The 26,093-nt window shown below is 74.7% G+C and carries 26 protein-coding genes and 2 riboswitches; of the genes, 16 read left to right on the top strand and 10 right to left on the bottom strand.

Annotated elements, in window-relative coordinates; translation table 11 throughout:
- Positions 1 to 17 precede the first annotated feature (17 nt).
- Genes RY076_RS17825 through RY076_RS17815 form a run of 3 tightly spaced genes read left to right on the top strand, consistent with a single transcriptional unit; the run spans position 18 to position 3,357 of the window.
- Positions 18 to 1,169, top strand: a complete 1,152-nt coding sequence (locus RY076_RS17825; RefSeq protein WP_323100431.1) for a precorrin-3B synthase — start codon at positions 18 to 20, stop codon at positions 1,167 to 1,169.
- Positions 1,166 to 1,822: a precorrin-8X methylmutase gene (locus RY076_RS17820; RefSeq protein WP_323100430.1), complete on the top strand. Its 657-nt coding sequence runs from the start codon at positions 1,166 to 1,168 to the stop codon at positions 1,820 to 1,822. The genes RY076_RS17825 and RY076_RS17820 overlap by 4 nt, the downstream gene beginning before the upstream one ends.
- Positions 1,819 to 3,357: a precorrin-2 C(20)-methyltransferase gene (locus tag RY076_RS17815; RefSeq protein ID WP_323100428.1), complete on the top strand. Its 1,539-nt coding sequence runs from the start codon at positions 1,819 to 1,821 to the stop codon at positions 3,355 to 3,357. Before RY076_RS17820 ends, RY076_RS17815 begins: the two co-directional genes overlap by 4 nt.
- A gap of 25 nt (positions 3,358 to 3,382) precedes the next feature.
- Here the strand turns inward: RY076_RS17815 and RY076_RS17810 are convergent, their stop codons facing one another.
- Positions 3,383 to 3,943 carry an NYN domain-containing protein gene (locus RY076_RS17810; protein ID WP_076261227.1) on the bottom strand — a complete coding sequence of 187 codons (561 nt, stop codon included), beginning with the start codon at positions 3,941 to 3,943 and terminating at the stop codon, positions 3,383 to 3,385.
- Positions 3,944 to 4,029: 86 nt separating this feature from the next.
- Between RY076_RS17810 and RY076_RS17805 the strand changes: the two genes are divergently transcribed.
- Together RY076_RS17805 and RY076_RS17800 are read left to right on the top strand one after the other, a co-directional pair.
- A complete protein-coding gene (locus RY076_RS17805) occupies positions 4,030 to 4,692 on the top strand; it encodes a DUF4241 domain-containing protein (protein WP_323100426.1) in 663 nt (220 codons plus the stop codon).
- Positions 4,679 to 5,290 carry a GNAT family N-acetyltransferase gene (locus tag RY076_RS17800; RefSeq protein WP_323100424.1) on the top strand — a complete coding sequence of 204 codons (612 nt, stop codon included), beginning with the start codon at positions 4,679 to 4,681 and terminating at the stop codon, positions 5,288 to 5,290. The genes RY076_RS17805 and RY076_RS17800 overlap by 14 nt, the downstream gene beginning before the upstream one ends.
- Positions 5,291 to 5,307: 17 nt before the next feature.
- On the opposite strand, the gene RY076_RS17795 is transcribed toward RY076_RS17800, so the two are convergent.
- The 5 genes from RY076_RS17795 to cbiE all read right to left on the bottom strand — a co-directional run bounded on the left by RY076_RS17795 (position 5,308) and on the right by cbiE (position 8,938).
- Complete coding sequence (locus RY076_RS17795; RefSeq protein WP_323100423.1) at positions 5,308 to 5,721, bottom strand: hypothetical protein; 414 nt, start codon at positions 5,719 to 5,721, stop codon at positions 5,308 to 5,310.
- On the bottom strand, positions 5,718 to 6,488 hold the full coding sequence (locus RY076_RS17790; RefSeq protein ID WP_323100421.1) for a CbtA family protein: 771 nt from the start codon (positions 6,486 to 6,488) through the stop codon (positions 5,718 to 5,720). Before RY076_RS17790 ends, RY076_RS17795 begins: the two co-directional genes overlap by 4 nt.
- Positions 6,489 to 6,495: 7 nt before the next feature.
- Positions 6,496 to 6,693: a CbtB domain-containing protein gene (locus RY076_RS17785; RefSeq protein WP_323100419.1), complete on the bottom strand. Its 198-nt coding sequence runs from the start codon at positions 6,691 to 6,693 to the stop codon at positions 6,496 to 6,498.
- A 29-nt stretch (positions 6,694 to 6,722) separates the two neighbouring features.
- A riboswitch (cobalamin riboswitch) is annotated at positions 6,723 to 6,908 on the bottom strand.
- Positions 6,909 to 6,947: 39 nt separating this feature from the next.
- Entirely contained in the window at positions 6,948 to 7,703 is a 756-nt protein-coding gene (gene cobM / locus RY076_RS17780) for a precorrin-4 C(11)-methyltransferase (RefSeq protein WP_323100418.1), read from the bottom strand.
- Positions 7,700 to 8,938, bottom strand: coding sequence for a precorrin-6y C5,15-methyltransferase (decarboxylating) subunit CbiE (gene cbiE / locus RY076_RS17775; protein ID WP_323100417.1), 1,239 nt, complete (start codon positions 8,936 to 8,938; stop codon positions 7,700 to 7,702). Before cbiE ends, cobM begins: the two co-directional genes overlap by 4 nt.
- 178 nt (positions 8,939 to 9,116) lie before the next feature.
- Between cbiE and RY076_RS17770 the strand changes: the two genes are divergently transcribed.
- The 7 genes from RY076_RS17770 to RY076_RS17740 all read left to right on the top strand — a co-directional run bounded on the left by RY076_RS17770 (position 9,117) and on the right by RY076_RS17740 (position 17,319).
- On the top strand, positions 9,117 to 9,887 hold the full coding sequence (locus RY076_RS17770) for a hypothetical protein (RefSeq protein ID WP_323100416.1): 771 nt from the start codon (positions 9,117 to 9,119) through the stop codon (positions 9,885 to 9,887).
- Positions 9,888 to 9,957: 70 nt separating this feature from the next.
- Positions 9,958 to 10,021: riboswitch (cobalamin riboswitch) on the top strand.
- A 77-nt stretch (positions 10,022 to 10,098) separates the two neighbouring features.
- On the top strand, positions 10,099 to 12,201 hold the full coding sequence (locus RY076_RS17765; protein WP_323100415.1) for a VWA domain-containing protein: 2,103 nt from the start codon (positions 10,099 to 10,101) through the stop codon (positions 12,199 to 12,201).
- Entirely contained in the window at positions 12,201 to 12,812 is a 612-nt protein-coding gene (gene cobO / locus RY076_RS17760; protein WP_413785793.1) for a cob(I)yrinic acid a,c-diamide adenosyltransferase, read from the top strand. The genes RY076_RS17765 and cobO overlap by 1 nt, the downstream gene beginning before the upstream one ends.
- Positions 12,809 to 14,293, top strand: coding sequence for a cobyrinate a,c-diamide synthase (locus RY076_RS17755; protein WP_323100413.1), 1,485 nt, complete (start codon positions 12,809 to 12,811; stop codon positions 14,291 to 14,293). Before cobO ends, RY076_RS17755 begins: the two co-directional genes overlap by 4 nt.
- Positions 14,290 to 15,348, top strand: coding sequence for an Rv2231c family pyridoxal phosphate-dependent protein CobC (cobC, locus tag RY076_RS17750; protein WP_323100411.1), 1,059 nt, complete (start codon positions 14,290 to 14,292; stop codon positions 15,346 to 15,348). Before RY076_RS17755 ends, cobC begins: the two co-directional genes overlap by 4 nt.
- A complete protein-coding gene (cobA, locus tag RY076_RS17745; protein ID WP_323100410.1) occupies positions 15,338 to 16,357 on the top strand; it encodes a uroporphyrinogen-III C-methyltransferase in 1,020 nt (339 codons plus the stop codon). The genes cobC and cobA overlap by 11 nt, the downstream gene beginning before the upstream one ends.
- On the top strand, positions 16,354 to 17,319 hold the full coding sequence (locus tag RY076_RS17740) for a cobalamin biosynthesis protein (RefSeq protein ID WP_323100408.1): 966 nt from the start codon (positions 16,354 to 16,356) through the stop codon (positions 17,317 to 17,319). Before cobA ends, RY076_RS17740 begins: the two co-directional genes overlap by 4 nt.
- Here the strand turns inward: RY076_RS17740 and RY076_RS17735 are convergent.
- Genes RY076_RS17735 through RY076_RS17720 form a run of 4 tightly spaced genes read right to left on the bottom strand, consistent with a single transcriptional unit; the run spans position 17,286 to position 21,224 of the window.
- Positions 17,286 to 19,085: a SulP family inorganic anion transporter gene (locus RY076_RS17735; RefSeq protein WP_323100407.1), complete on the bottom strand. Its 1,800-nt coding sequence runs from the start codon at positions 19,083 to 19,085 to the stop codon at positions 17,286 to 17,288. The two genes, RY076_RS17740 and RY076_RS17735, sit on opposite strands and share 34 nt — an antisense overlap.
- A 34-nt stretch (positions 19,086 to 19,119) precedes the next feature.
- Positions 19,120 to 19,866 carry a cobalt-precorrin-6A reductase gene (locus RY076_RS17730; protein ID WP_323100405.1) on the bottom strand — a complete coding sequence of 249 codons (747 nt, stop codon included), beginning with the start codon at positions 19,864 to 19,866 and terminating at the stop codon, positions 19,120 to 19,122.
- Positions 19,866 to 20,786 carry a MerR family transcriptional regulator gene (locus RY076_RS17725; RefSeq protein WP_323100404.1) on the bottom strand — a complete coding sequence of 307 codons (921 nt, stop codon included), beginning with the start codon at positions 20,784 to 20,786 and terminating at the stop codon, positions 19,866 to 19,868. Before RY076_RS17725 ends, RY076_RS17730 begins: the two co-directional genes overlap by 1 nt.
- Positions 20,787 to 20,792: 6 nt before the next feature.
- A complete protein-coding gene (locus tag RY076_RS17720) occupies positions 20,793 to 21,224 on the bottom strand; it encodes an SRPBCC family protein (RefSeq protein ID WP_323100402.1) in 432 nt (143 codons plus the stop codon).
- A 161-nt stretch (positions 21,225 to 21,385) separates the two neighbouring features.
- Between RY076_RS17720 and RY076_RS17715 the strand changes: the two genes are divergently transcribed.
- From RY076_RS17715 to RY076_RS17700, 4 genes are read left to right on the top strand one after another with little or no spacing between them, the layout of a single operon-like run.
- Entirely contained in the window at positions 21,386 to 22,681 is a 1,296-nt protein-coding gene (locus RY076_RS17715; RefSeq protein ID WP_323100401.1) for an NAD(P)/FAD-dependent oxidoreductase, read from the top strand.
- Positions 22,678 to 23,433, top strand: a complete 756-nt coding sequence (locus RY076_RS17710) for a DUF1365 domain-containing protein (protein ID WP_323100399.1) — start codon at positions 22,678 to 22,680, stop codon at positions 23,431 to 23,433. The genes RY076_RS17715 and RY076_RS17710 overlap by 4 nt, the downstream gene beginning before the upstream one ends.
- Positions 23,430 to 24,710, top strand: a complete 1,281-nt coding sequence (locus RY076_RS17705) for a cyclopropane-fatty-acyl-phospholipid synthase family protein (protein WP_323100397.1) — start codon at positions 23,430 to 23,432, stop codon at positions 24,708 to 24,710. Before RY076_RS17710 ends, RY076_RS17705 begins: the two co-directional genes overlap by 4 nt.
- A gap of 11 nt (positions 24,711 to 24,721) precedes the next feature.
- Entirely contained in the window at positions 24,722 to 26,092 is a 1,371-nt protein-coding gene (locus RY076_RS17700) for a cryptochrome/photolyase family protein (RefSeq protein WP_323100395.1), read from the top strand.
- Position 26,093 lies beyond the last annotated feature (1 nt).

Here is a 26,093-nt window from a genome sequence, read left to right as displayed (position 1 = left end):
GGCCTACGATGTGCCGCGTGACCGCCCCGGGGACCCGCGACCGAACGGCAGCAGACGCCTGCCCGGGCGTCTCGCGACCCTTCGCCGCGGCCGACGGTGCCATCGTCAGGGTGCGCCCGGGGGGCCGACCGGTTCCCGTCGACGCACTCGCTGGACTGCTCGACATCGTTGCAGCACAACCGGATCCGACGCTGCAGCTGACGTCGCGCGCCGCCCTGCAGCTGCGCGGGCTGCAGGACCCGTTGCCATCGGACGTGCGCCGTGCGATCACGGCGACCGGCCTCGTACCGTCGGCAGCCCACGAGCTGGTCCGCAACGTCGTCGCCTCGCCGCTGTCGGGCCTGGACAGATTCGGGCACGGCGATCTGAGACCCGTGGTCCGCACTCTGGACGCCGCACTGTGCGCCGACGCCGGGCTCGCCCGCCTGCCCGGACGCTTCCTGTTCGTCGTCGACGACGGGCGTGGTGACGTCGTCCGCGAGTCCTTCGACGTCGGCCTGCTCGCGCTCGACGCGCGACGCGCGGCCGTCCTCGTCGGCTCGCCCGACCGAGGGTTCGTCGTCGACCTCGACGGCGCGGCGGAGGCGATGGTCGGGGTGGCGCGGCGGTTCCTCGACGTGCGTACCACCGTGGCGCCCGGAGCCTGGCACGTCCGCGAGATCGTCGACCACCTCGAGGTGTCGGCGATCGACCTCCCGCTCCCCCGGGAGCAGGCTCGACCCGTCGGCGCCGTCGGCGACCACGCCGTCGTCGCGGTACCGCTCGGGCTCCTGACGCGCCAGCACGTGGACAGCCTGTCCCGGCTGGCGGACGAGGTCGTCGTGACCCCGTGGCGGTCCCTCGTCGTGCCGGGTGCGGCCACCGGGCTGGGCCGTCTCGAGGAGGCAGGCTTCGTGGTCGAGCCGGGGTCGCCGTGGCTGCGACTCCACGCCTGCACCGGCGCCCCGGGCTGCCAGCGCACCGACGTCGACACCCGTGGCCTCGCCCGCGCGCTCGCCCCGGCCCTTCCGCCGGGCACCCTCCCGGTCCACGTCAGCGGCTGCGAACGACGCTGCGGCACACCGTCATCCTGCTTCGTCGACGTGCTCGCACCGCGCTCGCTCGCGGACGCCGTCGCCACAGTCACCCGTACGACATCCCCCTCGCCCCACCCCTCGGAGGACCGATGACCACCCTGACCCGCCCCACGCGGCGGTACGCGTACGTCGACGACGGGCAGGAGATCTACCGCCGGTCCTTCGCGACGATCCGTTCGGAGGCCCGGCTCGACCACCTGCCCGAGGACGCCCGCGTCGTCGCGGTGCGGATGGTCCACGCGAGCGGCGACGTCGACCTCACCGAGCACATCGCCGTGCACGCCGACCTCGTGCGCTCCGCCCGGGCTGCGCTGGGCGCGGGGGCGCCCATCCTCACCGACGCCCACATGATCGCCTCGGGCATCACCCGCGCGCGACTGCCGCACGACAACGAGGTCGTCTGCACGCTGCGCGACGAACGGGTCCCGGCACTCGCCCGCGAGTGGGGCACGACGCGGTCCGCCGCGGCGGTGTCCCTCTGGGGCGAGCGGCTCGAAGGTGCGGTCGTCGCGATCGGCAACGCACCCACCGCGCTGTTCCACCTCCTCGAGCTCGTCGCCGACGGCGGCCCCCGCCCGGCGGCGATCGTCGGCATCCCGGTCGGGTTCATCGGCTCGGCCGAGTCGAAGGTGGCCCTGGCCGAGAACCCCTACGGAATCCCGTGGCTCGTCGTCCACGGGCGGCGCGGCGGGTCCGCCCTCGCCGCGTCGGCCGTCAACGCCCTGGCCCGTGAGGAGGAGCTGTGAGCGGCCGGCTGCGCGGTGTCGGCGTCGGCCCCGGCGACCCCGAGCTCGTCACCGTCAAGGCGGCCCGGCTCATCGGCGACGCCGACGTCGTCGCCTACCACAGCGGGCCGCGCGGCGACTCGATCGCGAGACGCATCGCCGCGCCGTACGTCCGCGAGGGCGTGCTCGAGGAGCTGCTCGCCTACCCGGTGACGACGGGCACCACCGACCACCCCCTCGGCTACCACGGCCTCATGGCCGACTTCTACGACGCGTCGGCGGATCGCCTTGCGGCGCATTTGGACTCGGGCCGCAACGTCGTCGTCCTCGCCGAGGGCGACCCACTCTTCTACGGCACGTTCATGTACCTGCACGACCGGCTCGCCGACCGCTACGACACGGCCGTCGTGCCCGGCGTGACGTCGGTCAGCGGGTCCGCGGCGGCGGTCGCCACCGGACTGTGCCGGCACGAGGACGTCCTGACGATCCTGCCCGGGACCCTGCCGGTGCCAGAGCTCGCCAGGCGACTGGCCGACACCGAGGCCGCCGTCGTCATGAAGCTCGGCCGCACCTTCGAGAACGTCCGTGAGGCGCTGCGCCAGGCCGGCCGCCTCGACGAGGCACGGTACGTGGAACGGGCGAGCAGCGACGCCGAGCGCGTGCTTCCCGTCGCCGACGTCGACGCGTCGACCGTGCCGTACATGTCCATGGTCGTCGTGCCGGGGCGCGACCTGCGCGCGGATGCCGCCGGTCGCGCCGCCTCGTCGATGGCGAACACCGCTGCGGCGCAGAGCACTTCGGTCACGCCCTCCGCGGACACCGGCGTCGGTGAGGTGGTCGTCGTCGGACTCGGACCGGGCCCCGAGCGATGGCTCACCCCCGAGGCGTCGGCCGAGCTGGCCGGCGTCGGGCACGTCGTCGGGTACGCGCCGTACGTGGCGCGGGTACCGCAGCGGGAGGGGCTGACGCGACACGCGTCGGGCAACACCGTCGAGGTCGACCGCGCCCGAGACGCCCTCGAGCTGGCCCGCAAGGGTGAGCGGGTCGCCGTCGTGTCCGGTGGCGACGCGGGCGTGTTCGGCATGGCCTCGGCCGTCTTCGAGGCCGCCGAGGCCCACGGCTACGGCGACGTCGCGATCCGCGTCGTCCCCGGCGTCACCGCCGCGCAGGCCGTCGCCGCCCGGGCCGGCGCGCCCCTGGGCGGGGACTTCGCCGTCATCTCCCTGTCCGACCGGCTCAAGCCGTGGGACGTCGTCGCCGCGCGCCTGCACGCCGCCGCCGAGGCCGACCTCGCCATCGCGATCTACAACCCGGCCTCGCGCAGCCGCACCGAGCAGGTGGCCCTGGCCCGAGAGCTACTGCTCGAGGTCCGCGGCGCCGACCAGGTGGTGGTCGTCGGGCGCGACGTCGGCCGGGCCGAGGAGTCGCTGACCGTCACGACGCTCGGCGAGCTCGACCCGGCGTCGATCGACATGAAGTGCCTCGTCATGGTCGGCGCGACGCGCACCCGGGTCACGCCGTCCGGGCAGGTGTGGACGCCCCGCTTCGTCGACTGACGAGCGGGGCGAACCCGTCTGCAGCTCAGAGGAACTGGGTCGGGTCGAACTCGTCGATCGGGATGATCCGGACCCGCGGCAGGTGCGTGTTGAAGGCCAGCACGTCGTACTCGAGGTCGAACAGCTGGAGACCGCGGTCGGTCAGCGCGTCGAAGCCCTTGTTGCGGAACTCGGTGAAGCCGACGACCCCGGCCCGGCGCCCGTCGAGGACGTCGCCGAGCTGCTCGAGGAAGTCGCCGTCGTTGCTGACGAGGACGACGTCGGACTCGCGGCTACGCAGCTCGACGAGGGTGCGCTGGATGGCTATGTCGACGACCTTCTGGCCCGGCGCCCCGGACAGCGGCACGGGTCGGTACCCGATCGCCAGCAGGGCCTGCACGAAGGCCATCGGCAGCTCGGTGTTCGCCGCGAGGAAGAACAGGCCCTGCGCGGGCTGGCCCCACTCCTCCTCGGCGAACTGGAGCAGGCGCTCCCACCGCGGCCGCTCCTCCGGGCGCGGACGCCGCCCGAGGATGGAGGTGCCGAGCGTGGCGTCGATGTTCTCGCCGTCGACGAGCACGTACGTGGTGCGGGAGGCGTCCGTCATGGCCTCACCCTAAGGCTCGTGACGGGTACCGGTCGCCTGCCACGGCAGCGCCCCGCACCGTCGGTCACTACCCCTAGTCTCGCCGCATGACGCCGCCGAACACGTTCCTGCCGCTGACCTCCGGACGCGTGGACGGCACGCGCTACGCCCACGAGGTCCACGACCTCGGCACCGTGCGAGTGCCGAGTGGCCGCCTCGAGGCCAGCGACCCCTTCGTCACGCTCGGCGAGGGCCTCGTGGTCGCGGTGCCGCCGGGCGACCACCCCGTCCGCGTCACGGTCGCCGACGTCAGCGAAGGGCAGGACGGGACGCACCTGCGTGAGGCCTACCTCAGCGTCGTCCTCGCCGACGGCGTCGCGGTCCGCAGCGAGACGCTGACGCCCGAGGGACGGGAGCCCGCATCCGACGGCGAGTTCTACGGCGTCGGTGTCGACGCCGGCACCGTCGGCTTCGCCGACGCCGATGCGATCGCGCGCTGCATGCCCGAGGGCAACTGGTACGAGACGGTGTTCGACAACGGCCGCCCGGATGCCTGGTTCGACCGCATGGACGACGAGTCCCACCTCCGGGGCGGGTGCGCCAACATCATCATGCCCGCGGCGGCAGCCGGGGAGAACGTCGTCCTGTGCCACTCCGGCTGGGGCGACGGCTACTACCCCGTCGTCGGCACCTACGACGCGGACGGCCGCCTCCTCGGCGTCCACCTCGACCTTCTCGTCGACGAGGCGCCGGCCGTTGACGAGGACTGACCCGGTGCCGACGCCCGGCCCGGCCGCGGCGGTCGTGCTGCGTGCGGACGACCCTCGCGTGGCGACGCTCCTGGCGGAGCGCTGGTCGGTGAGCGCGCGGTCGTGGGCCGCCGAGATCGACCTGACCGCGACCGACCATGCGGTGCTCCGCGCGGCCGCCGGACGCGTCGAGCAGCCGCTCACGGTGCGCGAGCTCGGACCGGCCGACACCGACGCCGCGCTGGCCCTCGACGACGCCACCGTCGCGGACTACCCGGGCGACGTCGCCACCGCGCACCACCCGCTCACGGCCGAGTCCGCCACGCCGACGCCGGGTCGACGCGCGTTCGGCGCACTCCATCCCGACGACGCGCTCGTGGCGATGACCTGGGTCGACGTCGACGGCTCCCGCGCCGAGGTCGACGTCACGGTCGTGGCCGCGGCCTGGCGCGGCCGGGGCCTGGCCACCGGGGTCAAGGCAGCGTCGCTGCTGGGGCTCGCCGCCGACGGTGTCGCGTCGGTGCGCACCGGTGGCTCGGACGACAACTCCGCGATCCTCGCCGCCAACGAGGCGCTCGGGTTCGTCGTCGACGAACGCTGGCTGACGCTGCGGCGGTGACCCGTCGACGCCGGGCGTCACACGCCCGAGCCGACCGCCTCCACCGCATCGGCCGGGGCGTAGCTCACCGACAGGGCGTTCGGCGCGAACAGCGACCCGGCGAGCTCGGCCGGCGGCGGCACGACGCCCGGTCCGCCACGACGAACCCACAGTGCCACGGCGTCGACCGTGGCGTCGTCGAGCACCCGGCGCAGCCAGGCCGGGCGCCCGCCCTGGCTGCGCCCGATCGGCGAGGGCGTCACGACGACGACGTTCGACTCGTCGCAGGCGAGCAGGCACGCGCTGCGCAGCACGCGGGCGCGCCCCCGCGTGCCGGCCTCGAGGCGGGCGAGGAGCCCGTCGTGGTCGACGCCCGGGTGCTTGGCCTCGGTGCCGCAGCAGCAGTCACGGCAGGCGCGCACGATGCACAGTCGCTCACCGGTGCGGTTCACGCGGCGACCCGCTCACGTTGGTGAGCACGCTCCATCAGCAGCCCGAACGACACCCCGAGGGCGAGCCACATCGTCGCGAGCTGGGCCAGCGACGCGAGGCGGAAGTCCCAGAGCAGGTCGGCCGGTACGTCCACCGGCACGACGTCGGGGGTGCCCGGTACGAGGGCGAAGACGAGCGCGACGCCGACGACGACCGCGAGCACGTCGAGCGCCCAGCGCGTCGGGGCCTCGACGCGTCCAGCGAGCGCGCGGTCGAGCGTCGGCACCGCGAGCGCGAGCGCCACCCCGAGCAGGAGGACGAGGACGTAGAGCGTCGTCCGCTGCCCGACGGTGTCGGGATCACCCACCGCCGGTGGGTTGGCCGGCATCTTCAGCCCGGGAAGCAGGCTGACGGCGGCGAACCCGACGGCGGTGAGCACGAGCGCGCGACCGAGGTCGCCGCGCCCGGGCAGCCGGTCGCGCATCCGCGCGAAGACGACCGCGAAGACGACGCCGACGGCGAGGCCGACGAGGACGGCGGTGACGCCGCCGGCGACGACCTGGGCCGTGCGCGACACGAGCGGCTCGTCACCGCCGTGCGCGAGCAGCGACGCGGGCAGCCCGAGGCCGGACTGCCCTCCGCCGTGGGCGTGCTCGCTCCGTGCGTCCTCGATCGCGAGCGCCCGACGGATGACCGGCTCGACGACGAGCCAGATGACGGCGGCGGACGCGAGGCCCGCGAGCACGCCGGAGAGGGCCCCGCGCCGCAGCACGGAGCCGAAGCTCACCCCCACCTCAGTGGCAGGGCACGCCGAGGGCGTGGCGCGCGTCGTGCGTCAGCTCGTGGAGCATCTGCGCGGCAGGCGCGCTGAGCAGCGCGCCGTTCTCCTGCGCGAGGACGTACAGCGCGAAGACGGCGAACGCGAGCAGCGCCCATGCCCAGACGGGAACGTGGACGCGGGTGGTGGGGGTTGCGACAGCGGCAGTGGCCATGGTGGATGGACCCTTTCTTCCATGCCTCGTGGACAGATCACGCCGCAGCCGGTCTCCTGGCTTCCAGATCGACGCTCCTCCCCGGCCTTCCCGACGACCCGGCGCGAACCTGCGGTCGTCAGTGGCGGTGGTGGGGACTTGCTCCCTGGTCACAGTGGCGAGGACCACGTCGGAATCACACCGACTTCCCGTGCACTGCGGCAGTCGCATCCTGACACACGACGCGCCCCGATGCCATCAGGACACCCAAACACTCACTGCCGGTTGGTGATTCGCGTTCCGTACAGGTGCGACTCGACGAAGTCGTCGGTCTCGCGGGCGCCGAGAGCGTGTCCGACGAGGATGACCGCGGCCTGCCGCAGGCCGGCCTGCTCCACCGCGTCCGCGATGTCGGTGAGTGTGCCGCGCAGGACGAGCTGGTCGGGCTGCTCGGCGTTCGCGACGACGACGACGGGGCAGTCGGAGCCGTAGTCGTCGACGAGCTCGGCGGCGAGGCGGCGCACGTGGCGGATCGCGAGGTGCAGCACGAGCGTCGCTCGGGTGCGGGCGAAGTTCGCGAGCGCCTCGGTGGGCGGCATCGCCGTCGAGTCGCGGTGCGCGCGGGTCAGCACCACCGACTGGGTGACCTCGGGCACGGTCAGCTCGCGGCCGACGAGCGCGGCGGCCGCGGCGTAGGCGGGGACGCCGGGCGTCACGTCCCAGGGCACGCCGGCCCGGTCGAGGCGTCGGGTCTGCTCGGCGACGGCGGAGTAGATCGACGGGTCGCCGGAGCAGAGCCGCGCGACGTCGTGCCCGGCCTCGTGGGCCTCGACGCAGCGCGCGACGATCTCGTCGAGCGACAGGTCCTGGGTGTCGACGAGGGTCGCACCGTCGGGGCAGTGCGCCAGCACCTCGGCGCCAATGTACGTGCCGGCGTAGAGGCAGACGGGCGACGCGGCCATCAGACGCGTGGCCCGGAGGGTGAGCAGGTCGGCCGCGCCGGGCCCGGCACCGATGAAGTGGACGGTCACGCGGGCTCCTCGGTGGCGGGGTGCGGTTTCGTCGCGGACCACTGGACGACGGCTCGGGCGGGCTTCCAGCCCGTGAGCGAGCCGAGCGGTTCGAGGTCCTCGACGGCGATGCGGGTGAGCGCACCGCCGAGGCGTGCGCGCGCGTCGTGGAGCAGCAGCTCGGTCTCGACGGTGACGCCGTGGACGACGATCCGGCCGCCGGGCAGCAGTGCAGCCCAGGCCCGGTCGAGCAGGTCGGCACTCGCCCCACCGCCGACGAACACGGCGTCGGGCGCGGGCAGGTCGTCGACGACGTCGGCCGACCGCGCCTCGACGACCTCGAGGCCGGGCACCCCGAGGCGTCGGGCGTTGGCGCGCACCCGCTCGGCGCGGACCGGGTCGCGCTCGACCGCCATGACGTGGTTGCGCGGGTGCTGGCGGGCGAACTCGATGCCGACCGAGCCGGCTCCGGCGCCGAGGTCCCAGAGGACGTCGCCGGGCTGCGGTGCGAGGTGCGCGAGGGCGGCGGCCCGCACGACGCGTTTGGTCAGCTGGCCGTCGTGGTCGAAGGCGTCGTCGGGCAGGCCGGGCGAGAGCGAGAGCGGGCGGGCACCGGCGTCGGGCACGCACTCGACGCAGACGAGGTGCAGCGTCGGGGCAGGCCCACCGGGCCACGTGGCAGCGACTCCGTCGGTGCGCGTCTCGTCGTCGGCGCCGAGGTGGCCGAGCACCGTCACGCGGCTCGACGCGTACCCCTCCTCGGTGAGCACCCCGCAGACGCGGTCGGGGGCGTCGGGCCCGCTCGTCAGCACGACGAGGCGCCGGCCCGGGGCGAGCTCGCGGCGGAGCCGGTCGACGTCGCGGCCGACGAGCGTCACGGCGTCGGACTCCTCCGCCGACCACCGCATCCGGGCGCGGGCGAGCGCGACGGACGAGACGCCGGGGTGGATCCGGACGGCGTCGGGACCGAGCGCCGACACGAGGGTCGAGCCGATCCCGGAGACGAGGGGGTCGCCGCTGGCCAGGACGACGACGCGACGCCCAGCGACGCGTCCGAGCAGCTCGCGCAGCCCCGGCAGCAACGGCGAGGGCCAGGGCATCCGCTCGGCACTCGGAACGAGGTCCGCGGCCAGCTCCAGGTGCCGCGTCCCGCCGACGAGCACGTCCGCGGCGTCGACGACCCGACGCGCGTCCGCGCCGAGCGACGACAGCCCGGAGGCACCCACCCCGACCACCTCGACGATCACCTCGACCACGCGGGTGACCCTAGCGCCGACCACGGTCGTCCCACGGAATCGGTCGCCCGGCGCAGATTCGACGGTCGTAACCGTCCATTTGAGGAGGATTTGCCCCATCATTGCTTCGCACGGCACTCGCGGGGGCGAGTACATCGCACGGGGCCCGGCCCCAGGGGGAACAAGGGTAGGCAGCAGCATGCACACGGACGACCACCAGGCAGCAGGGCCCATCGGCACGCTCGAGTTCGACGCCTCGACCGCGCGGCTGCGCACCGATGCCGACACGTTCTTCGCTCTCGTCGACCACGTCGGACGCTCGGGCGACCCCTTCGCCGAGGTGTCGTTCGCGGCATCGGGCGTCGCGGTCGAGGGGCGCGCGCACCCGTCGGTCCGGGCCGGGCTCGGCACGGTCGAGGAGCCGTGCGCCCGCCTCGAGGTCGAGGTGTCGACGCCGTGCGGCACTCGGCTGCACGAGGGCTGGCTCGACCGCGTGTCGGCGCTGCTGCTCGACCGGGGCGACGGCACGCACGACTTCCTGGAGGTCGACGCCGAGTTCCTCGCCGTGACGCTCGTTCGCGTGACCGACCTCCAGTCGCGGCCGCGCCTCGAGGGCCGCGGTGGGCGCGTCCACGCCGACGTCCTCGACGCGCTCCTGTCGTGCGACCCCTTCACCCGTGAGGACGCCGCCGAGGAGCTGGCCGGCGCCGCGTCCGCCTGGCCCGTCGTCGCCGCGTCGCTGCGCTCGGGCCGGTGGCAGGTGTGCGGCATCGACGTCGCCCACGCCGTCGGGCCGACGACCGTCACCCGACGCGTCGCCTGGCTCGACACCCCGGCGGGGCTGCTGCGCATCGACGCCGACGCCGACGGTCCGTTCCTCGCCGGCACCTCGGCCGGCCAGGTGTGGCGCTCCATCGTCGGCGCCCTGCCGACCGACGTCGGTCTCGACCTCCTGCCCCGCACCGCCTGACGCCTGCCCCGCGGGCTCGGCCCGTCGGGCCGCGCAGGGTTCTGGCAGACTGCCCGGTGGCGACGGGAGAGGAATCCGGTGAGAGTCCGGAGCGGTCCCGCCACTGTGATCCCCGCCTGCGGGGGAGCCAGGACGTCCCTCGTCGCCGACCGCGCCCGTCCGGGCCGGTCCTGGACGACCACGCGGGCGAGGCACCCGCAGGAGGCCACGCATGCGCGACGGTTCAACCGACCCCGCCACCCCCTCACGAGGTGCGGCACCCACGCTGACGCCGACGTTCCCGTTCTCGGCCGTCGTCGGCTCCGACGACCTCGCCCTGGCGCTCGTCCTCACGGCGGTCTCGCCGGAGGTCGGCGGCGTCCTCGTGCGCGGCGAGAAGGGCACCGCCAAGTCGACGGCGGTCCGCGGCCTGGCCGCGGTGCTGCCCTCGCTCGCGGTGGTGCCTGGCTGCCGCTTCGGCTGCGACCCCGCCCTCCCGGACGCGTCGTGCCCCGACGGTCCGCACGACGCCGGCGCCGGCGCCGGATCCGACACCCGGCCGGCCCGGCTCGTCGAGCTGCCGATCGGCGCCACCGAGGACCGCGTCGTCGGTTCCCTCGACCTCGAGCGCGCGCTCGGACGCGGCGAGACCGCCTACCAGCCGGGCCTGCTCGCCGCCGCCCACCGCGGCATCCTCTATGTCGACGAGGTCAACCTGCTGCACGACCACCTCGTCGACCTCCTGCTCGACGCCGCCGCCATGGGGCGTAGCACGGTCGAGCGCGACGGCGTCTCGGTGTCGCACGCCGCCCGGATCGTCCTCGTCGGCACGATGAACCCGGAGGAGGGCGAGCTGCGGCCGCAGCTGCTCGACCGGTTCGGGCTCACCGTCGAGGTGGCCGCCCCGCGCGAGCCGGCCCTGCGCGCCGAGGTCGTCCGCCGCCGGATGGCCTTCGACGCCGACCCGGCCGGGTTCACCCGCCGGTGGGAGGCCGAGCAGGACGCGCTGCGGGAGCGCATCACCGACGCCCGTCAGCGGGTCCGCGACGTCGTGCTGCCCGACGCGGTGCTCGCGCGGATCGCCGAGGTGTGCGCCGGGTTCGAGGTGGACGGCCTGCGCGCCGACATCGTCACGGCCCGCGCCGCCGTCGCCCACGCGGCGTGGAGCGGGCGCACCGTCGTGACCCGCGACGACGTCCGGGCCGCCGCGCGCCTCGCCCTGCCGCACCGCCGCCGGCGCAACCCCTTCGACGCTCCCGGCCTCGACGAGGACCTCCTCGACCAGCTCCTCGGCGACGACGACCCGGAGGACCCAGGGGACGACGACGGCGGCGGCGGCCCTGGAAACGACGGCGGACCCCCGGAGGCGCAGCCGGAGGGGGACGCGCCGGACGGTGACGCGTCCGAGCTCGGCGAGCCTGGCCAGCCCGGCGAGCCCGGCGAGCCCGAGGACACCGAGGGACGCCCGGCCGGGGGCGGCAGCGCGCCCGCGCGGTCCGCGCCGGTGCCCGACCAGGCACCCCGCGCCCGGCTGCTCAGCGCACGCGGCCTCGGCCACGGCGCCGCCGGACGCCGCTCGGCCGCCGTCACGACGACCGGCCGACGCGTCCGCGAGACCACCGCGCCCACCGGCCCGCTCCACCTGCCGGCGACGGTCCGCGCCGCGGCGGCCGACCGGAGGAACGACTCCCCCGGCACCGCCACACGTCTCCACGTGCACCCGAGCCACCTGCGCCGGGCCGTGCTCCAGGGCCGCGAGTCCAACCTCGTGCTCCTCTGCGTCGACGCGTCCGGCTCGATGGCCGCGCGACGCCGCCTCGAGGCCGTCACCTCCGCCGTCCTGTCGCTGCTCCTCGACGCCTACCAGCGGCGCGACAAGGTCGGCCTCGTCACCTTCCGCGACACCGGCGCCGTGCTCGTCCTGCCGCCCACCGGCTCGGTCGACGTCGCCGCAGCCCGCCTGCGCGACCTGCCCTTCGGCGGCCGGACGCCGCTCGCCGAGGGCCTGCTGACCGCACGCGAGACGCTGCGCGTCGAGCGGCTGCGCGACCCGAGCCGGCGCCCTCTGCTCGTCGTTGTCACCGACGGACGCGCCACCGCGGGGCCCGACGCCGTGGCCCGCGCCACGCGCGTCGCCCGGCAGCTGCACCACGAGGGCGTCGACGCCGTCGTCGTCGACTGCGAGTCGGGCCGGATGCGGCTCGGCCTGGCCGCCCGCCTCGCCGTCGACCTCGGGGCGGAGCACGTGCCCGTCGGCGAGGTCGCGGCGCAGACGATCCTCGACGCCGCGCGCACCGGCACGGCGACCGCCACCACGAGCAGGAGGGCCGCCTGATGCGCGGACAGCCGACGACCGTCCCCGCCGACGGACTGACCACCCGCCAGCGCCGCAACCGCCCGCTCGTCGTCGTCCACACCGGCGACGGCAAGGGCAAGTCGACGGCCGCGTTCGGCCTCGCGCTGCGGGGGTGGAACCAGGGCTGGTCGGTCGGGGTGTTCCAGTTCGTCAAGAGCGCCAAGTGGCGCATCGGCGAGCAGACCGCCGTCGAGACCCTCGGGCAGCTGCACCGCGACGCCGGCGTCGGCGGCCCGATGGAGTGGCACAAGATGGGCAGCGGCTGGTCGTGGACCCGCAAGGAGGGCACCGACGAGGACCATGCCGAGGCGGCCCGTGAGGGCTGGGCCGAGATCAAGCGCCGGCTCGCCGCCGAGGCCCACGGGCTCTACGTGCTCGACGAGTTCACCTACCCGATGGCGTGGGGCTGGGTCGACGTCGACGACGTCGTCACCACCCTGCGCGACCGGCCGGGCCACCAGCACGTCGTCATCACCGGCCGGCGCTGCCCGGAGGCGCTCGTCGACCTCGCCGACCTCGTCACCGAGATGACGAAGGTCAAGCACCCGTTCGACGATGGCCAGAAGGGCCAGCGGGGGATCGAGTGGTGAGCGCCCTCGACACCGCGCTCGGCCGGCTCCAGACTCCCGACCCGACGCCCCCGCCCTCCACGACGCGGCTGCCACGGCTCGTCGTCGCCGCCCCGGGCTCGGGCCACGGCAAGACGACCGTCGCGACCGGGCTCATGGCGGCGCTGCGCGGCCGGGGCCTCGACGTCGCCGGACTCAAGGTCGGCCCCGACTACATCGACCCGGGATACCACGCGGTCGCCACCGGTCGCCCCGGCCGCAACCTCGACCCGTTCCTCTGCGGCGAGCACCGCATCGAGCCGCTGCTGCTCCACGCCGGCCGCGGGGCCGACGTCGCCGTGGTCGAGGGCGTCATGGGCCTGTTCGACGGCCGGCTCGGCACCGACGGGTTCGCCTCGACGGCGCACGTGGCGGCGCTGACGAGCTCGCCCGTCGTGCTCACCGTCGACGTGTCGAACACGACGCGCACCGCGGCGGCGATCGTCCACGGCCTCGCGACCTTCGACCCGCGCATCCGGGTGGCGGGCGTCGTGCTCAACAAGGCGGCGTCGGGCCGGCACCTGCGCGAGGTGTGGTCGGCCGTCGAGACCTCGGGTGTCCCGGTGCTCGGTGTGCTGCCGCGCGACGTCGGCATCGAGGCGCCGTCGCGCCACCTCGGCCTCGTGCCCGCGGCCGAGCGCGACGAGGCGGCCGCCGCGGTCGGGCGGCTCGGCGAGCGGGTCGCCTCGCACGTCGACCTCGACGCGGTCCTCTCGATCGCCCGGTCCGCCCCGGACCTCACCGGGACGCCGTGGGACGCCGCGGCCGAGCTCGGGCACCCCGTTGAGGACGCGGACCGCCCCGTCGTCGCCGTCGCCGGCGGCCCCGCCTTCACCTTCCGCTACACCGAGACCGACGAGCTGCTGCGCGCCGCGGGGCTCGAGCCGGTCGTCGTCGACCCGACGCGCGACGCGTCGCTCCCCCCGGGCACGGCCGGGCTCTACCTCGGTGGCGGCTTCCCCGAGGTGCACGCCGAGGCGCTCGCCGCCAACTCCTCGCTGCTCGGCGAGGTCCGCGACGCCGTGCTCGGCGGGCTGCCGACCGTGGCCGAGTGCGCCGGTCTGCTCTACCTGTGCGAGAGCCTCGACGGCGACCGGATGGCCGGGGTCCTTCCCGCCGTCGCCTCGATGGGGCCGCGCCTGACGATGGGCTACCGGTCGGCCGTGGCGCCGGCGGCGTCGGTCGTCGCCGAGCCGGGCCGACGCGTGACGGGGCACGAGTTCCACCGCACGGTGGTGACGACCGACGCGGGCGACGTGGCCGCCGGCGAGGCGGCCTGGCTCCTCGACGGGCAGCCCGAGGGGTTCGCCCTCGACCCCGCCGGCACCGGGCGCGCGACGCTGCACGCGTCGTACCTGCACACCCACTGGGCCGGGCATCCTTTCCTCGCAGCGCAGTTCGCGTCGTCGATCCACGCGTACGCCGAACGCCACGTACCGGCCGCCGCCGGGAGCCGACGGTGAGCGTCGACCTGCACCACCACGGCGACCGCGACGTCGCCCCCGGCCTCGTCGACCTCGCCGTCAACGTGCGCCTGCCCGCGCCGCCGCCGTGGCTCGCCGACGTCGTGGCCCGGTCGCTCGCCGACCTCGGCCGCTACCCCGACGCGACGGCCGCCTCCGAGGCGATCGCCGCCCGGCACGGCGTCCCCGTCGAAGCCGTGCTGCCGACCGCCGGCGGGGCCGAGGCGTTCACGCTCGTCGCGCGAGCCATCGAGGTGCGTCGCCCGTCGGTCGTGCACCCGCAGTTCACCGAGCCGGAGGCCGCGCTCCGGGCCGCCGGTCACGACGTGCACCGGCACGTCCTCGGCGCCGACGACGGCTTCCGCCTCGACCCGTCCGCCTACCGCGCGGGCGGCGCCGGCGCCGAGGCCGACCTCGTCGTCGTCGGCAACCCGACGAACCCGACGGGCGTCCTGCACCCGCGCGCCGACGTGCTCGCGCTCCGGGCCCCCGGCCGCGTGGTCGTCGTCGACGAGGCGTTCATGGACGCCGTACCCGGCGAGCCGGAGTCGCTGCTGGGGCACGGCGACGACCTCGACGGTGTCCTCGTGCTCCGCTCGCTGACGAAGACGTGGGGGCTGGCCGGGCTGCGGGCCGGCTACGTCGTCGGCGACCCCGACCTCGTCGCCCGGCTCCGCGCCGTGCAACCGCCGTGGTCGGTGTCGACTCCCGCCCTCGCCGCCACCGTCGCCTGCACGTCCGACCGCGCGAGGGCCGAGGCGGAGGCCGCTGCCCTCGCCTTCGGCCGCGACCGGGCCGTGCTCCTGGCCGCCCTCGACGCCGCGGGCTTCGCGGTCGCCGGACAACCCGCCACGCCGTTCGTCCTCGTCGACACGTCGCCGCTGGGCCCCGCGTCCGTCCGTGAGGACCTCGCGGCGCGCGGGTTCGCCGTGCGCCGCGGCGAGACGTTCCCGGGGCTCGGTCCGGCATGGATCCGCGTCGCCGTCCGCGACGCCGCGACGTCGCACGCGTTCGTGTCCGCCCTGTCCGAACTGAGGAGTCGTCGTGTCGCCTGAGTCGATGTTCCGCGGTCGCCGGGTCCTGATCGTCGGCGTCGAGCCGTCCACGGCCGCAACAGTGTCCACACTGCTGCGCGAGGGCGCCACGGTGACCGTCGACGCACCCGACGACGCCCTGGGGACCACGCTCCGCGACCTCGTCGAGCGGGGCCTCGTCACCCGGGACCCAGCGGCCGACCCGGCCGAGTTCGACGTGGTCATCCGCGCCCGGCCGGTGCGGGCACCCCAACACGCGCAAGCGTCGCCTCGGACGACGCCCGAGGACCGACGCGTCGGCACGGTGACCCTGGTGGGGGGTGGCCTCGGCGACCCCGGGCTGCTCACGGTGGCGGGTCTCGACGCCGTGCGCACCGCAGACGTGATCGTCCACGACCGGCTCGCACCGATCGACGCGCTGCGCCATGCCCGCCCCGACGCGATCCTCGTCGACGTCGGCAAGATCCCGCGAGGTGCCTTCACCCCGCAGGAGCAGATCAACGGGGTGATCGTCGAGCACGCCCTCGAGGGGCGGGACGTCGCGCGCCTCAAGGGCGGCGACAACTTCGTCTTCGGCCGTGGCGGCGAGGAGGCGGAGGCGTGCGTCGCCGCGGGCGTGCCGGTCGTCGTCGTGCCCGGGGTGTCCTCGAGCATCGCGGCCCCGGCCCTCGCCGGCATCCCCGTGACGCACCGGGCGCTCGTGCAGGGGTTCACCGTCGTCAGCGGCCACGTGCCACCGGGCGACCCGCGCAGCACCCTCGACTGGGGGGCGGTGGCGCGGAGCAACACGACGCTGGTCGTGCTCATGGGCGTCGCGACGCTCGGGGCCATCGCCGACACCCTGGTGCGCGAGGGGCTTCCCGCCGACACCCCCGCTGCCGTCGTCGCCGACGCAGGCCTGCCGAGCATGCGCTCCGTGCGGGCACCCCTGTCAGGCATCGACGCCGCGGCGCGGGCGGCCGGCCTCGGTGCCCCCGCGGTCGCGGTCATCGGCGCGGTGGCCGGGCTCGACGTGCTCGCACCGCGGTGAGCGCGCGGGCGCTCGGGCTCACCCTCGGCTGGCTCGCCGACCAGGCTGTCGGCGACCCGCGCCGGTGGCACCCCGTGGCCGGGTTCGGCTCCGTCGCAGTCGCGCTCGAGAGACGCACCTACGCCCGCAGCCGCCGCCGTGGCGCCGCGCACGTGGCGGTGCTCGTCGGCGTGACCGTGGCGGCCGGCGCGGCCGTAGAGGCAGCCACCCGGCGCCACCGGGTTGCCCGAACGGTGGCCACGGCCGCCGCGACGTGGGCCGTCCTCGGCGGTCGCTCCCTGGCACGGGAGGCGACGACGATCGAACAGCAGCTGCGTGCCGGCGACCTGCCCGCCGCCCGCGTCCAGGTGCGCAACCTCGTCGGGCGCGACCCCTCCACCCTCGACCCGGATGGCGTCGCCCGCGCCTGCGTCGAGTCGCTCGCCGAGAACACGTCGGACGCCGTCGTGGCGCCCCTGCTGTGGGGTGGGCTGTTCGGCGTGCCGGGCCTGCTCGGCTACCGGGCCGTCAACACCCTCGACGCGATGGTCGGGCACCGGTCCGAGCGGTACCGCGAGTTCGGCTGGGCCGCAGCGCGGCTCGACGACGTCGCCAACTGGGTGCCGGCTCGGGTTGCCGGAGCACTGACCCTCGCATCGGCGGCCACGCCGGCCCGCGTGCGCGCCGGGTGGGAGGCCGTCAAGCGGGACGCACCGGCCCACCCGAGCCCGAACGGCGGCGTCGTGGAGGCCGCCTTCGCCGGCGCCCTCGGCGTGCGGCTCGGTGGGTCCAACACCTACGACGGACGCGTCGAGGACCGCGGCACGCTCGGCACCGGCCCGGCGGCGTCGGTCGCCGACATCGCCCCCGCCGTGCGCCTGGCCGGACGCGTGGCCGCGGGCGCGCTGGCCGTGGCCGCGCTGCTGGCGCTGGGCCGCGAACGATCGCGTCAGTCGGGCTCCGGGGCGGCCGGGTCGGGCTGAGCCGGCACCGGGGGGATGCGCAGGCCGGCCGGCGGCGCCCCGTGCTCGGCCGCGTACGCGTCGACGTACGCGGCGACGGCCGTCGGCAGGGTCGGGTAGATGGCGTCCTGACCGAGACGCTCGACGAACCCGGCCGCGGCGAGCGAGGACCGGAGGTCCTCCTTGACGCGGGCCATGACGAACCGGATCCGCTTGTCCTCCAGGCGCAACCGCAGGAAGTCGAGGGCGTCGACGGCGGTCAGGTCGATCTCGGTGTTGGCCTCGGCGTTGAGCAGGAACCACTCGACGCGCCCCCGCGACTGCGCCTCCGTGACGACCGCGAGCGCCCGCTTGACGAAGTCGTCGGAGTTGGCGAAGAAGAGCGGTGAGTCGTAGCGATACACGACGAGCCCCGGCACCTGGACGGCGCCGGGATGGTCGTCGATGTCGTGCATCCCGGCGTAGTTCGGCACGTAGCCGAGGACGCCGTCGTGCGGGTGGACGATCCGGCGCACCAGGTCGAGCACCGACAGCGCCACCGCGGCACCGATGCCCGGCAGGACGCCGAACAGCAGCACGGCGACGGTCGTCGACAGCGCGAGCACCAGCTCGCTGTGGCGGAACCGGGCGATGCGCCGCAGCTCGGCGACGTCGACGAGCCGGATCGCCGCGTAGACGACGACACCGCCGAGAGCCGCGAGCGGGAAGGCCGCGATGACCGGCCCGAGGAAGAGCAGCGTCGCGATGACGAGCACGAGCGACACGAGCGAGTGCAGCTGCGTGCGCGCGCCCATCGCGTCGGCGATGACGGTGCGGCTGCCGCTCGAGCTGATCGGGAAGCCCTGCAGCAGACCGGTGGCGACGTTGGCGCCGCCGAGAGCGAGGAACTCCTGGTTGCTGTCGATCACCTCGCGGTGCCGGGCCGCGAACGCCCGGCCCGTGAGGACGTTGTCGGAGTAGGCGACGACGGCGACGCCGAGGGCGGCCGGCAGCAGCGCCCACACGTCGATGTCGGTGAGTGAGGGGAGCTTGAACCCGGGCAGCCCCTGCGGGATGGGCCCGACGACCTTGATGCCGAACCGGTCGGACCACCCGAAGGCCCAGACGAGCACGGTGGCCCCGAGCATCGCGATGAGCGGGCCGGGCCACAGCGGCCGCCACCACCGCAGGAGCAGCAGCGTGGCCAGCACGCCGAGCGACAGCAGCAGCGTCGGCAGGTGGATGTCGCCGAGGTGGGTCAGCACGTAGCCGACCTCCTGGACGAACGAGGCGCCCTCGACCTGCAGGCCGGTCACCTTCTCCATCTGGCTGACGACCATGAGCGCGGCGATGCCGGCCATGTAGCCGACGAGGACCGGCTTGGAGAGCAGGTCGGCGAGGAACCCGAGCCGGGCCACAAAGCCGATGACGCAGATGATGCCGACCGCCACCGCCATGAGCGCCGCGGCGTTCTCCCGGGCGAGGACGCCGCCCGCGGCCGTGACGAGGGCGCCGACCCCGGCCGCCGTCATGAGGGCCGTCGTCGACTCGGGCCCGACGGACAGCTGCCGGGACGAGCCGAGCACCGCGTAGACGAGCAGGCCCGGACCCACGGCCCACAGCCCGGTGACCGCCGGCAGTCCGGCCACTTCGGCATAGGCGAGCACCTGCGGCACGAGGTAGGCGGCGACGGTGATGCCGCCGAGGACGTCGCCTCGGAGCCAGGCGCGCTGGTAGCGGCGCAGCACGGCGACACCGGGGAGCACCCGCTCCCACGTGGCCTGCTCCCGCCGCTGGCCCGACGTCACCTTTCGAACGTACCGGCGCGCAGCCGCCTGCGGGTCAGGTCCGCGAGGACGCGCCTGCCACCCAGCGCGCCGCCGCCTCGACGTCCTCGACGACCTCGACGCCGTCCGGCACCGGTGGGCGGCGCACGACGACGACGGGCACGCCCAACGCGTCGGCGGCGTCGAGCTTGGCCTCGGTGAGCGGGCCACCGGAGTCCTTCGTCAGGAGGACGTCGACGCGCCGCGACGTGAGCAGAGCCGTCTCCGCCGCGAGCGTGAAGGGCCCGCGGGTCAGCAGCACCTCCCACGAGGCGGGCACCGGCCACTCCGGGGGGTCGACGACGCGGGCCAGCACGTAGCGGTCGTCCCACCGGGCGTACGCGTCGAGCTGCTGGCGGCCGGTCGTGACGAACGGACGCGTGCCGATCGCCTCGGCGGCGACGCGGGCGGCCTCGACGGAGTCGACCCACGTGTACGCCTCGGCCCCTGGCCGTTCGTCCCACCCGGCGCGCTGGAGCCGAACGAGGGGGATGCCGGTGGCGCGGCACGCGGCCGCGGCGTTGCCGCTGATGCCGGCGGCGAAGGGGTGGGTGGCGTCGACGACGGCGTCGAAACCCCCGTCGGTGAGGTGGCCGGCCAGGCCGTCGACGCCGCCGAAGCCACCGGTGCGCACCGGCCCGACGGGCAGCGCCGGGCGGCTCACGCGTCCGGCGAGGCTCGACTCGACGTCGACATCCGCACCGACGAGCACGGCGGCGAGGGCACGGGCCTCGCCCGTGCCCCCGAGGAGCAGCACCCGCATCAGGCGGAGATGCGAAGGTGCCGCGTCATCTCGCCGACGGCGACGGTGATCGAGTGCCCGAGGTGCACGACGCCGTCCTCGACGGCCTCCTGCTCGCTGCCGCCGAGGCCGATGACGACCTCGGGGTGACGGGCGTGGACGGCGTCGACGATGGCCTGAGCGGCGTTGATGTCGTCGGTGCGCGGCACGGCCATGACGATGCCCAAGGCGTGGCGCAGCTCGACGGCGCGCACCCACTCCTCGGCCGGGAGGTCGGCGCCGACGTACGCGGTGGCGAACCCGGCGCGGCGGGCCGCGACCGCGAAGGCGAGCAGCCCGAGCTCGTGCCGGGCGCCCGTCGGCAGTCCGATGAGCAGCCCGGGGCCGTCGGAGCGGCCGGACGCGGCTTCGTAGGCGGCGGCCAGCCGGCGCTGGACCGCGTAGGACACGAGGTGCTCCCCCGCCACGGTGAGCCGGCCGTGCGCCCAGGCCTCCCCGACGAGCCGGAGGGTCGGCATGAGCCAGTCGTCGACGACGTGCTCGAAGGTGCCGAGGGCGAAGCGGGCGTCGAGGACCGCGGTGGCCGAGGCGGCGTCGAGGCGCTCGGCGGCGCGCAGGAAGGCCTCGGCGTCCTCGGACTGCGGCCCGCCGCGCGAGGGGCCGTGAGGCCGGATCGGCGAGACGCGCGACCCACGGCCCGCCCGCCCGGCGGGCTCGGGCGCGGTGAGGCGGCGCAGCGTCTCGGCGGCGGCCTCGCGGGCCGACCAGCCGTCGGTGACGAGGGAGTTCATGATGGCGAGGGCGCGGACGTCCTCGGGCCCGTAGAGGCGGTACCCGCCGTCGGACCGCTTCGGCGACACGACGTTGTAGCGGCGCTCCCAGGCGCGCAGGGTCGCGACGCTGATCCCGGTCAGCTCCGCTGCTCGTTTGATGGTGTACACGGCGACCTACTCCAGACGCTCCAAGGCGTCACGCATGCCCTTCTCGGCGTCGTCGCCGAGCTTCTTCAGGGCGGGGGCCAGCAACGGCGCGACGAAGCGCGCGATGCCCTTGAACTCGAAGTCTGCCCGGTACGTGACCGTCGTGCGGCCGTTCTGGCCGACGAAGGTCATCGTGTCGTTCGCGACGACGGTGGGGTTCTCGCCGCGCAGCGCGAAACGCTGCCCGGGGACCCGCTCGATGACGAGGTAGTCGAGCCGGGTCTGCCGGCCGAGGAACGAGGACGTGTTGCGGTAGCGGGTCCCGACGTCACCGTCGCCCGAGACACGCTCGGTGCTGACGGTCCCGGGGTCCCACTCGGTCGTCGTCGTGAAGTCGCTGAGGTAGGCGAACACGGCGTCGACCGGCCGATCCACGGTCACCGATCGCTCGATCTCCATACCCTCTCCAAACCTTTGACACACCTTCGACAACCACCTTACGGTGTGGGCGAAGGATGGACAACGTACCGGGCAAAACTCGTCGTGCCGTGTCCACCCTCCAATCCGGTCGGAGCGTCGTGCCGAACCATCCGGGACCACAACTCACGCAGGAGGCCTCGGTGACCCGCACGCCCCAGGGACCACCCCACGGATCGGCCCGCCCGACCGCCGCCGTCATCGGCGCGGGAGTGTCCGGACTGACCGCTGCCCACGTCCTGTCCGCGACCCACGACGTCACGCTCTTCGAGTCCGCCGACCGGTTCGGCGGCCACGCCCACACCCATGACGTCCGCGGCACCGACGGGCCGCTGCGCATTGACTCCGGCTTCATCGTCCACAACGAGCGCACCTACCCGCACCTGCTGCGCCTCTTCCGCGAGCTCGACGTGCCGACCCAGGCCACCGAGATGAGCATGAGCATCACGTGCGAGGGGTGCGGGCTGTCCTACGCGGGCGGGCGCGGCGCCAAGGGCATGTTCGCCCAGCCGTGGCGCGTCGCCGACCCGCGGTTCGTCCGGATGCTCGCCGACGTGCCCCGCTTCCACAGCGCGGCCCGGGCCCTGCTCGCCGACGAGGGTGCCGGCGGCGACCCGACCTGGGGCGAGTTCCTCGACGCGAGCGGCTTCTCCCCGTACTTCGTGCGCCACTTCGCCATCCCGCTCGTGTCCTGCGTGTGGTCCTGCGGCGACCTCGACGCAACCTCCTACCCGGCCCGGCACCTGTTCCAGTTCCTCGACCACCACGGGATGCTCACCGTCACCGGATCTCCGCAGTGGCGCACCGTCACCGGTGGGTCGCGCACGTACGTCGACGCGCTCGTGGCCCGGCTGGGCGATGCCCGCACCGCCGCCCGCGTCACGGCCCTGACGCGTCACGACGACGGTGTCGACGTCGTCGTCGACGGCGCCCACGTGCAGACCTTCGACCGCGCCGTCGTCGCGACCCACGCCGACCAGGCCCTCGACCTGCTCGCCGACGCGACGCCGGACGAGAAGCGCGACCTCGCCTCGATCCGCTACTCCCGCAACGAGACCTGGCTGCACCGCGATTCCTCGGTCCTGCCCCGACGCCAGCAGGCACGCGCGTCGTGGAACTACCGGATGCGTGCGTGCGAGGCGCCGGCGTCGGAGGTGCTCGTCAGCTACTGGATGAACCGGCTGCACGACCTGCACGACGGCGACGACCACGTCGTGACCCTCAACCCGGGCGGGCACGTCGACGCGTCGGTCGTCACGGCGCGGATGGAGTACGAGCACCCGATCTTCACGCACGAGGCCGTCGAGGCCGCGGCCCGGCTGCGGGTGGGCGGCGGCGACCGCCTCTCCTTCGCCGGCGCCCACCTCGGCTGGGGCTTCCACGAGGACGGCTGCCGCTCCGGCGTCGAGGCCGCCCAGCGCCTGGGGGCCCACTGGTGACCCAGGTCGTCACCCCACCCCCGGTACCGGCCCTCGTCGACGGAACCGTCAGCCACACGCGGCGCACCCCGCTGCACCACGCCTTCACGCACGGCGCCTACCAGTGGCTCGTCGACATCGACGCGATTCCCCGGTTCCCTTGGCCCGCAAGCCTGTTCGCTGGCTTCCGAGCTGAGGACCACCTCGACGGCGGCCGCCTCGGCGACGGCCTTCGCGGCGACGTCGAGCGCTTCCTCGCCCACCGCGGCGTCGAGCTAGACGCCAGCGACCGCGTGCTCATGCTCGCGAACGCGCGCGTCCTCGGGCACGTCTTCGACCCGCTGTCGGTCTTCTGGTGCCTGCGCCCCGACGGCTCGGTGCGCGCCGTCGTCTTCGAGGTGCACAACACCTACGGCGAGCGCCACGCCTACCTGCTCGACGTCGACGAGGCCGGAGCCACCGGCGTCGACAAGGAGTTCTACGTCTCGCCGTTCAACGACGTCAGCGGCCGGTACGCGATCCGGCTGCGGCTCGACCCCGGCCACGTCGCCGTGACGGTCAGGCTCGACCGCGGCGGCGAGACCGTCCTCACCGCCGTGACCCGGGGTACGCCACAGCCGGCGACCCCGACCGCCCTGCTCCGACTCGTCCGCCGCCACGGGCTGATGACCCAGCGCGTGACGGCCCTGATCCGCGCCCACGGCATCCGGCTCTGGCTGCGCCGCCTGCCCGTGATGCCCCGCCCCCGCCACCCGAAGGAGGCCGTCCGATGACCGCCGCGCCGTCCCCCGTCAGCCAGCCCATCTGCCTGCGTCGCCCCGTGCTGCGCCCGTTCTGCGTCCGCGGCAAGCTCGCCCGGAGCATCGTGGCCCAGGTGGCCGGACGCGTCCCGGTCGACCTCGTGCTGCCCGACGGCACGCTCCTGGGCGGCGGGGCCCGCGACGCCTCCCGGCCGGGTCTGCAGATCGTGCGGCCGAACGCGGTGTTCGAGCGCCTGGCCCACCACCCGAAGATCGGCATCGGCGAGGCGTACATGGCCGGCGACTGGAAGGCGGCCGAGGGCACCGACCTCGCCGACGTCCTGCGCCCGTTCGCCGAGCGGATGACGACCGCCGTGCCCGCGGGGTGGCTGCGGCTGCGGGGCTTCGTCGACCGTCGCATCCCGGCGATGCAGCGCAACTCGCTGCTCGGCTCGCGGCGCAACATCGAGGCGCACTACGACCTGTCCAACGCGATGTTCGAGACCTTCCTCGACGACACCCTGACCTACTCCTCGGCGCTCTTCGACCACGCCGCCCCGACCCCGCTGCCCGACCAGGGCCTCGAGGAGGCGCAGCTGCGCAAGGTCGACGCCATCCTCGACGCCGCGCGCGTCACCGCGGGCAGCCGTGTCCTCGAGATCGGCACGGGCTGGGGCACGCTCGCCCTGCAGGCGGCGAAGCGCGGCGCGCAGGTCACCACCGTGACGCTGTCGAAGGAGCAGGCGACCCTCGCCCGCGAGCGCATCGCGGCGGCCGGCCTCACCGACCGCGTCGACGTGCGCATCCAGGACTACCGCGAGGTCGAGGGCAGCTACGACGCCGTCGTCAGCGTCGAGATGATCGAGGCCGTCGGCGAGGAGTACTGGGCCACCTACTTCCGCACCATCGACGAGCGGCTCGCCCCCGGTGGCGTCGCCGCCGTCCAGTCCATCCTCATGTCGCACGAGCGGCTGCTCGCGACGAAGCACAGCTACGGCTGGATCCAGAAGCACATCTTCCCCGGCGGGCTCATCCCGAGCGTCGAGGCGATCCGCTCGACGACGGTCGAGAACACCTCGCTGCGCGTCACCGACGTCCACGCGTTCGGCACCGACTACGCCGAGACCCTGCGACGCTGGCGTGAGCGGTTCACCGCGCGCTGGGACGACGTGCGGGCCCTCGGCTTCGACGAGACGTTCCGGCGCAAGTGGGAGTTCTACCTCGCCTACTGCGAGGCCGGCTTCTCGACCGGGTACCTCGACGTCGCACAGATCCGGTTCGAGCGGGCGGGCACGACGACCCCGGCCTGAGGAGGCGACGCATGGCGAGCGAGCGGACGACGGCGATCCTCTGGTTTCGTCGCGACCTGCGGCTGCACGACCACCCGGCCCTGCTCGCGGCGCTCGAGGCGGCCGACGAGGTGCTGCCGGTGTTCGTCCTCGACCCGACGCTGCTCGACACCGCGGTGCCGCGCTCGCAGCGGCTCGTGGCGTCACTGCGCTCGCTCGCCACCGACACCCGCGACGCGCTCGTGCTGCGCACGGGCGACCCCGTCGACGTCATCCCCCGACTCGCGCGTCAGGTCGGCGCCGCCCAGGTGCACGTGACCCGCGAGACGACGCCGTACGGCCGGCGCCGCGACGACGCCGTCTCTGCTGCTCTCGCCGCGGACGACCGTGAGCTCGTCGCCACGGGAACGCCGTACGCCGTCGGGCCCGGCATCGTCGTCAACGGGTCCGGCTCGCCGTACAAGGTGTTCACCCCGTTCTCCAAGGCGTGGCGCCAGCACGGCTGGCCCGATCCCGCCGAGCGCCCGGCACGCATCCGGTGGGCCCGCCCGCGCGTCGCATCCGACGACCTGCCCGCCCTGCCGGACGGCGTCCGGCTCGAGGCCGGAGAGGCCGCCGCGCGCAAGCGGTGGGAGGAGTTCGTCGACGAGGGGCTCGACGCGTACGCCGACGAGCGCGACCGGCCCGACCTCGACACGACGAGCCGGATGTCGGCCCCGCTCAAGTACGGCGAGATCCACCCGCGCACGATGCTCGCCGACATCGCCGCGCACGGCAGCGGCCGGTCGACGGGCGCCGCCACCTACACGACCGAGCTGGCGTGGCGGGAGTTCTACGCCGACGTGCTCTGGCACCACCCGCGCTCCTCCTGGCACGACCTGCGGCCCGAGCTCGCGAAGCTGCCCTACGACTCCGGCGCCGAGACCGACCGCCTCGTCGATGCCTGGCGCGAGGGGCGCACCGGCTACCCCATCGTCGACGCCGGGATGCGCCAGCTGCTCGCGGAGGGCTGGATGCACAACCGGGTGCGGATGATCACCGCGAGCTTTCTCACCAAGGACCTGCACGTGTGGTGGCCGGTGGGCGCCCAGCACTTCCTCGACCACCTCGTCGACGGCGACGTCGCCTCGAACAACCACGGCTGGCAGTGGGTCGCCGGCACCGGCACCGACGCGTCGCCGTACTTCCGCGTCTTCAACCCGGTGACGCAGGGGCGCAAGTTCGACCCCGACGGTGAGTACGTGCGCCGCTGGGTGCCCGAGCTGCGTCACATGTCCGGGGCGTCGGCGCACGAACCCTGGAAGCACGAGGACGGGTATGCGCAGGGGTATCCGGAACCGATCGTCGACCACGACGATGAGCGCAAGGAGACCCTGGCCCGCTACGAGCGGGCCCGACGCTAGC

The sequence above is a fragment of the Intrasporangium zincisolvens genome (genome assembly GCF_034724055.1).
Taxonomy (GTDB): Bacteria; Actinomycetota; Actinomycetes; order Actinomycetales; family Dermatophilaceae; genus Monashia; species Monashia zincisolvens.
Note: the sequence above shows the minus strand (reverse complement) of the source record. Positions and strands in the feature narration are given on the sequence as shown.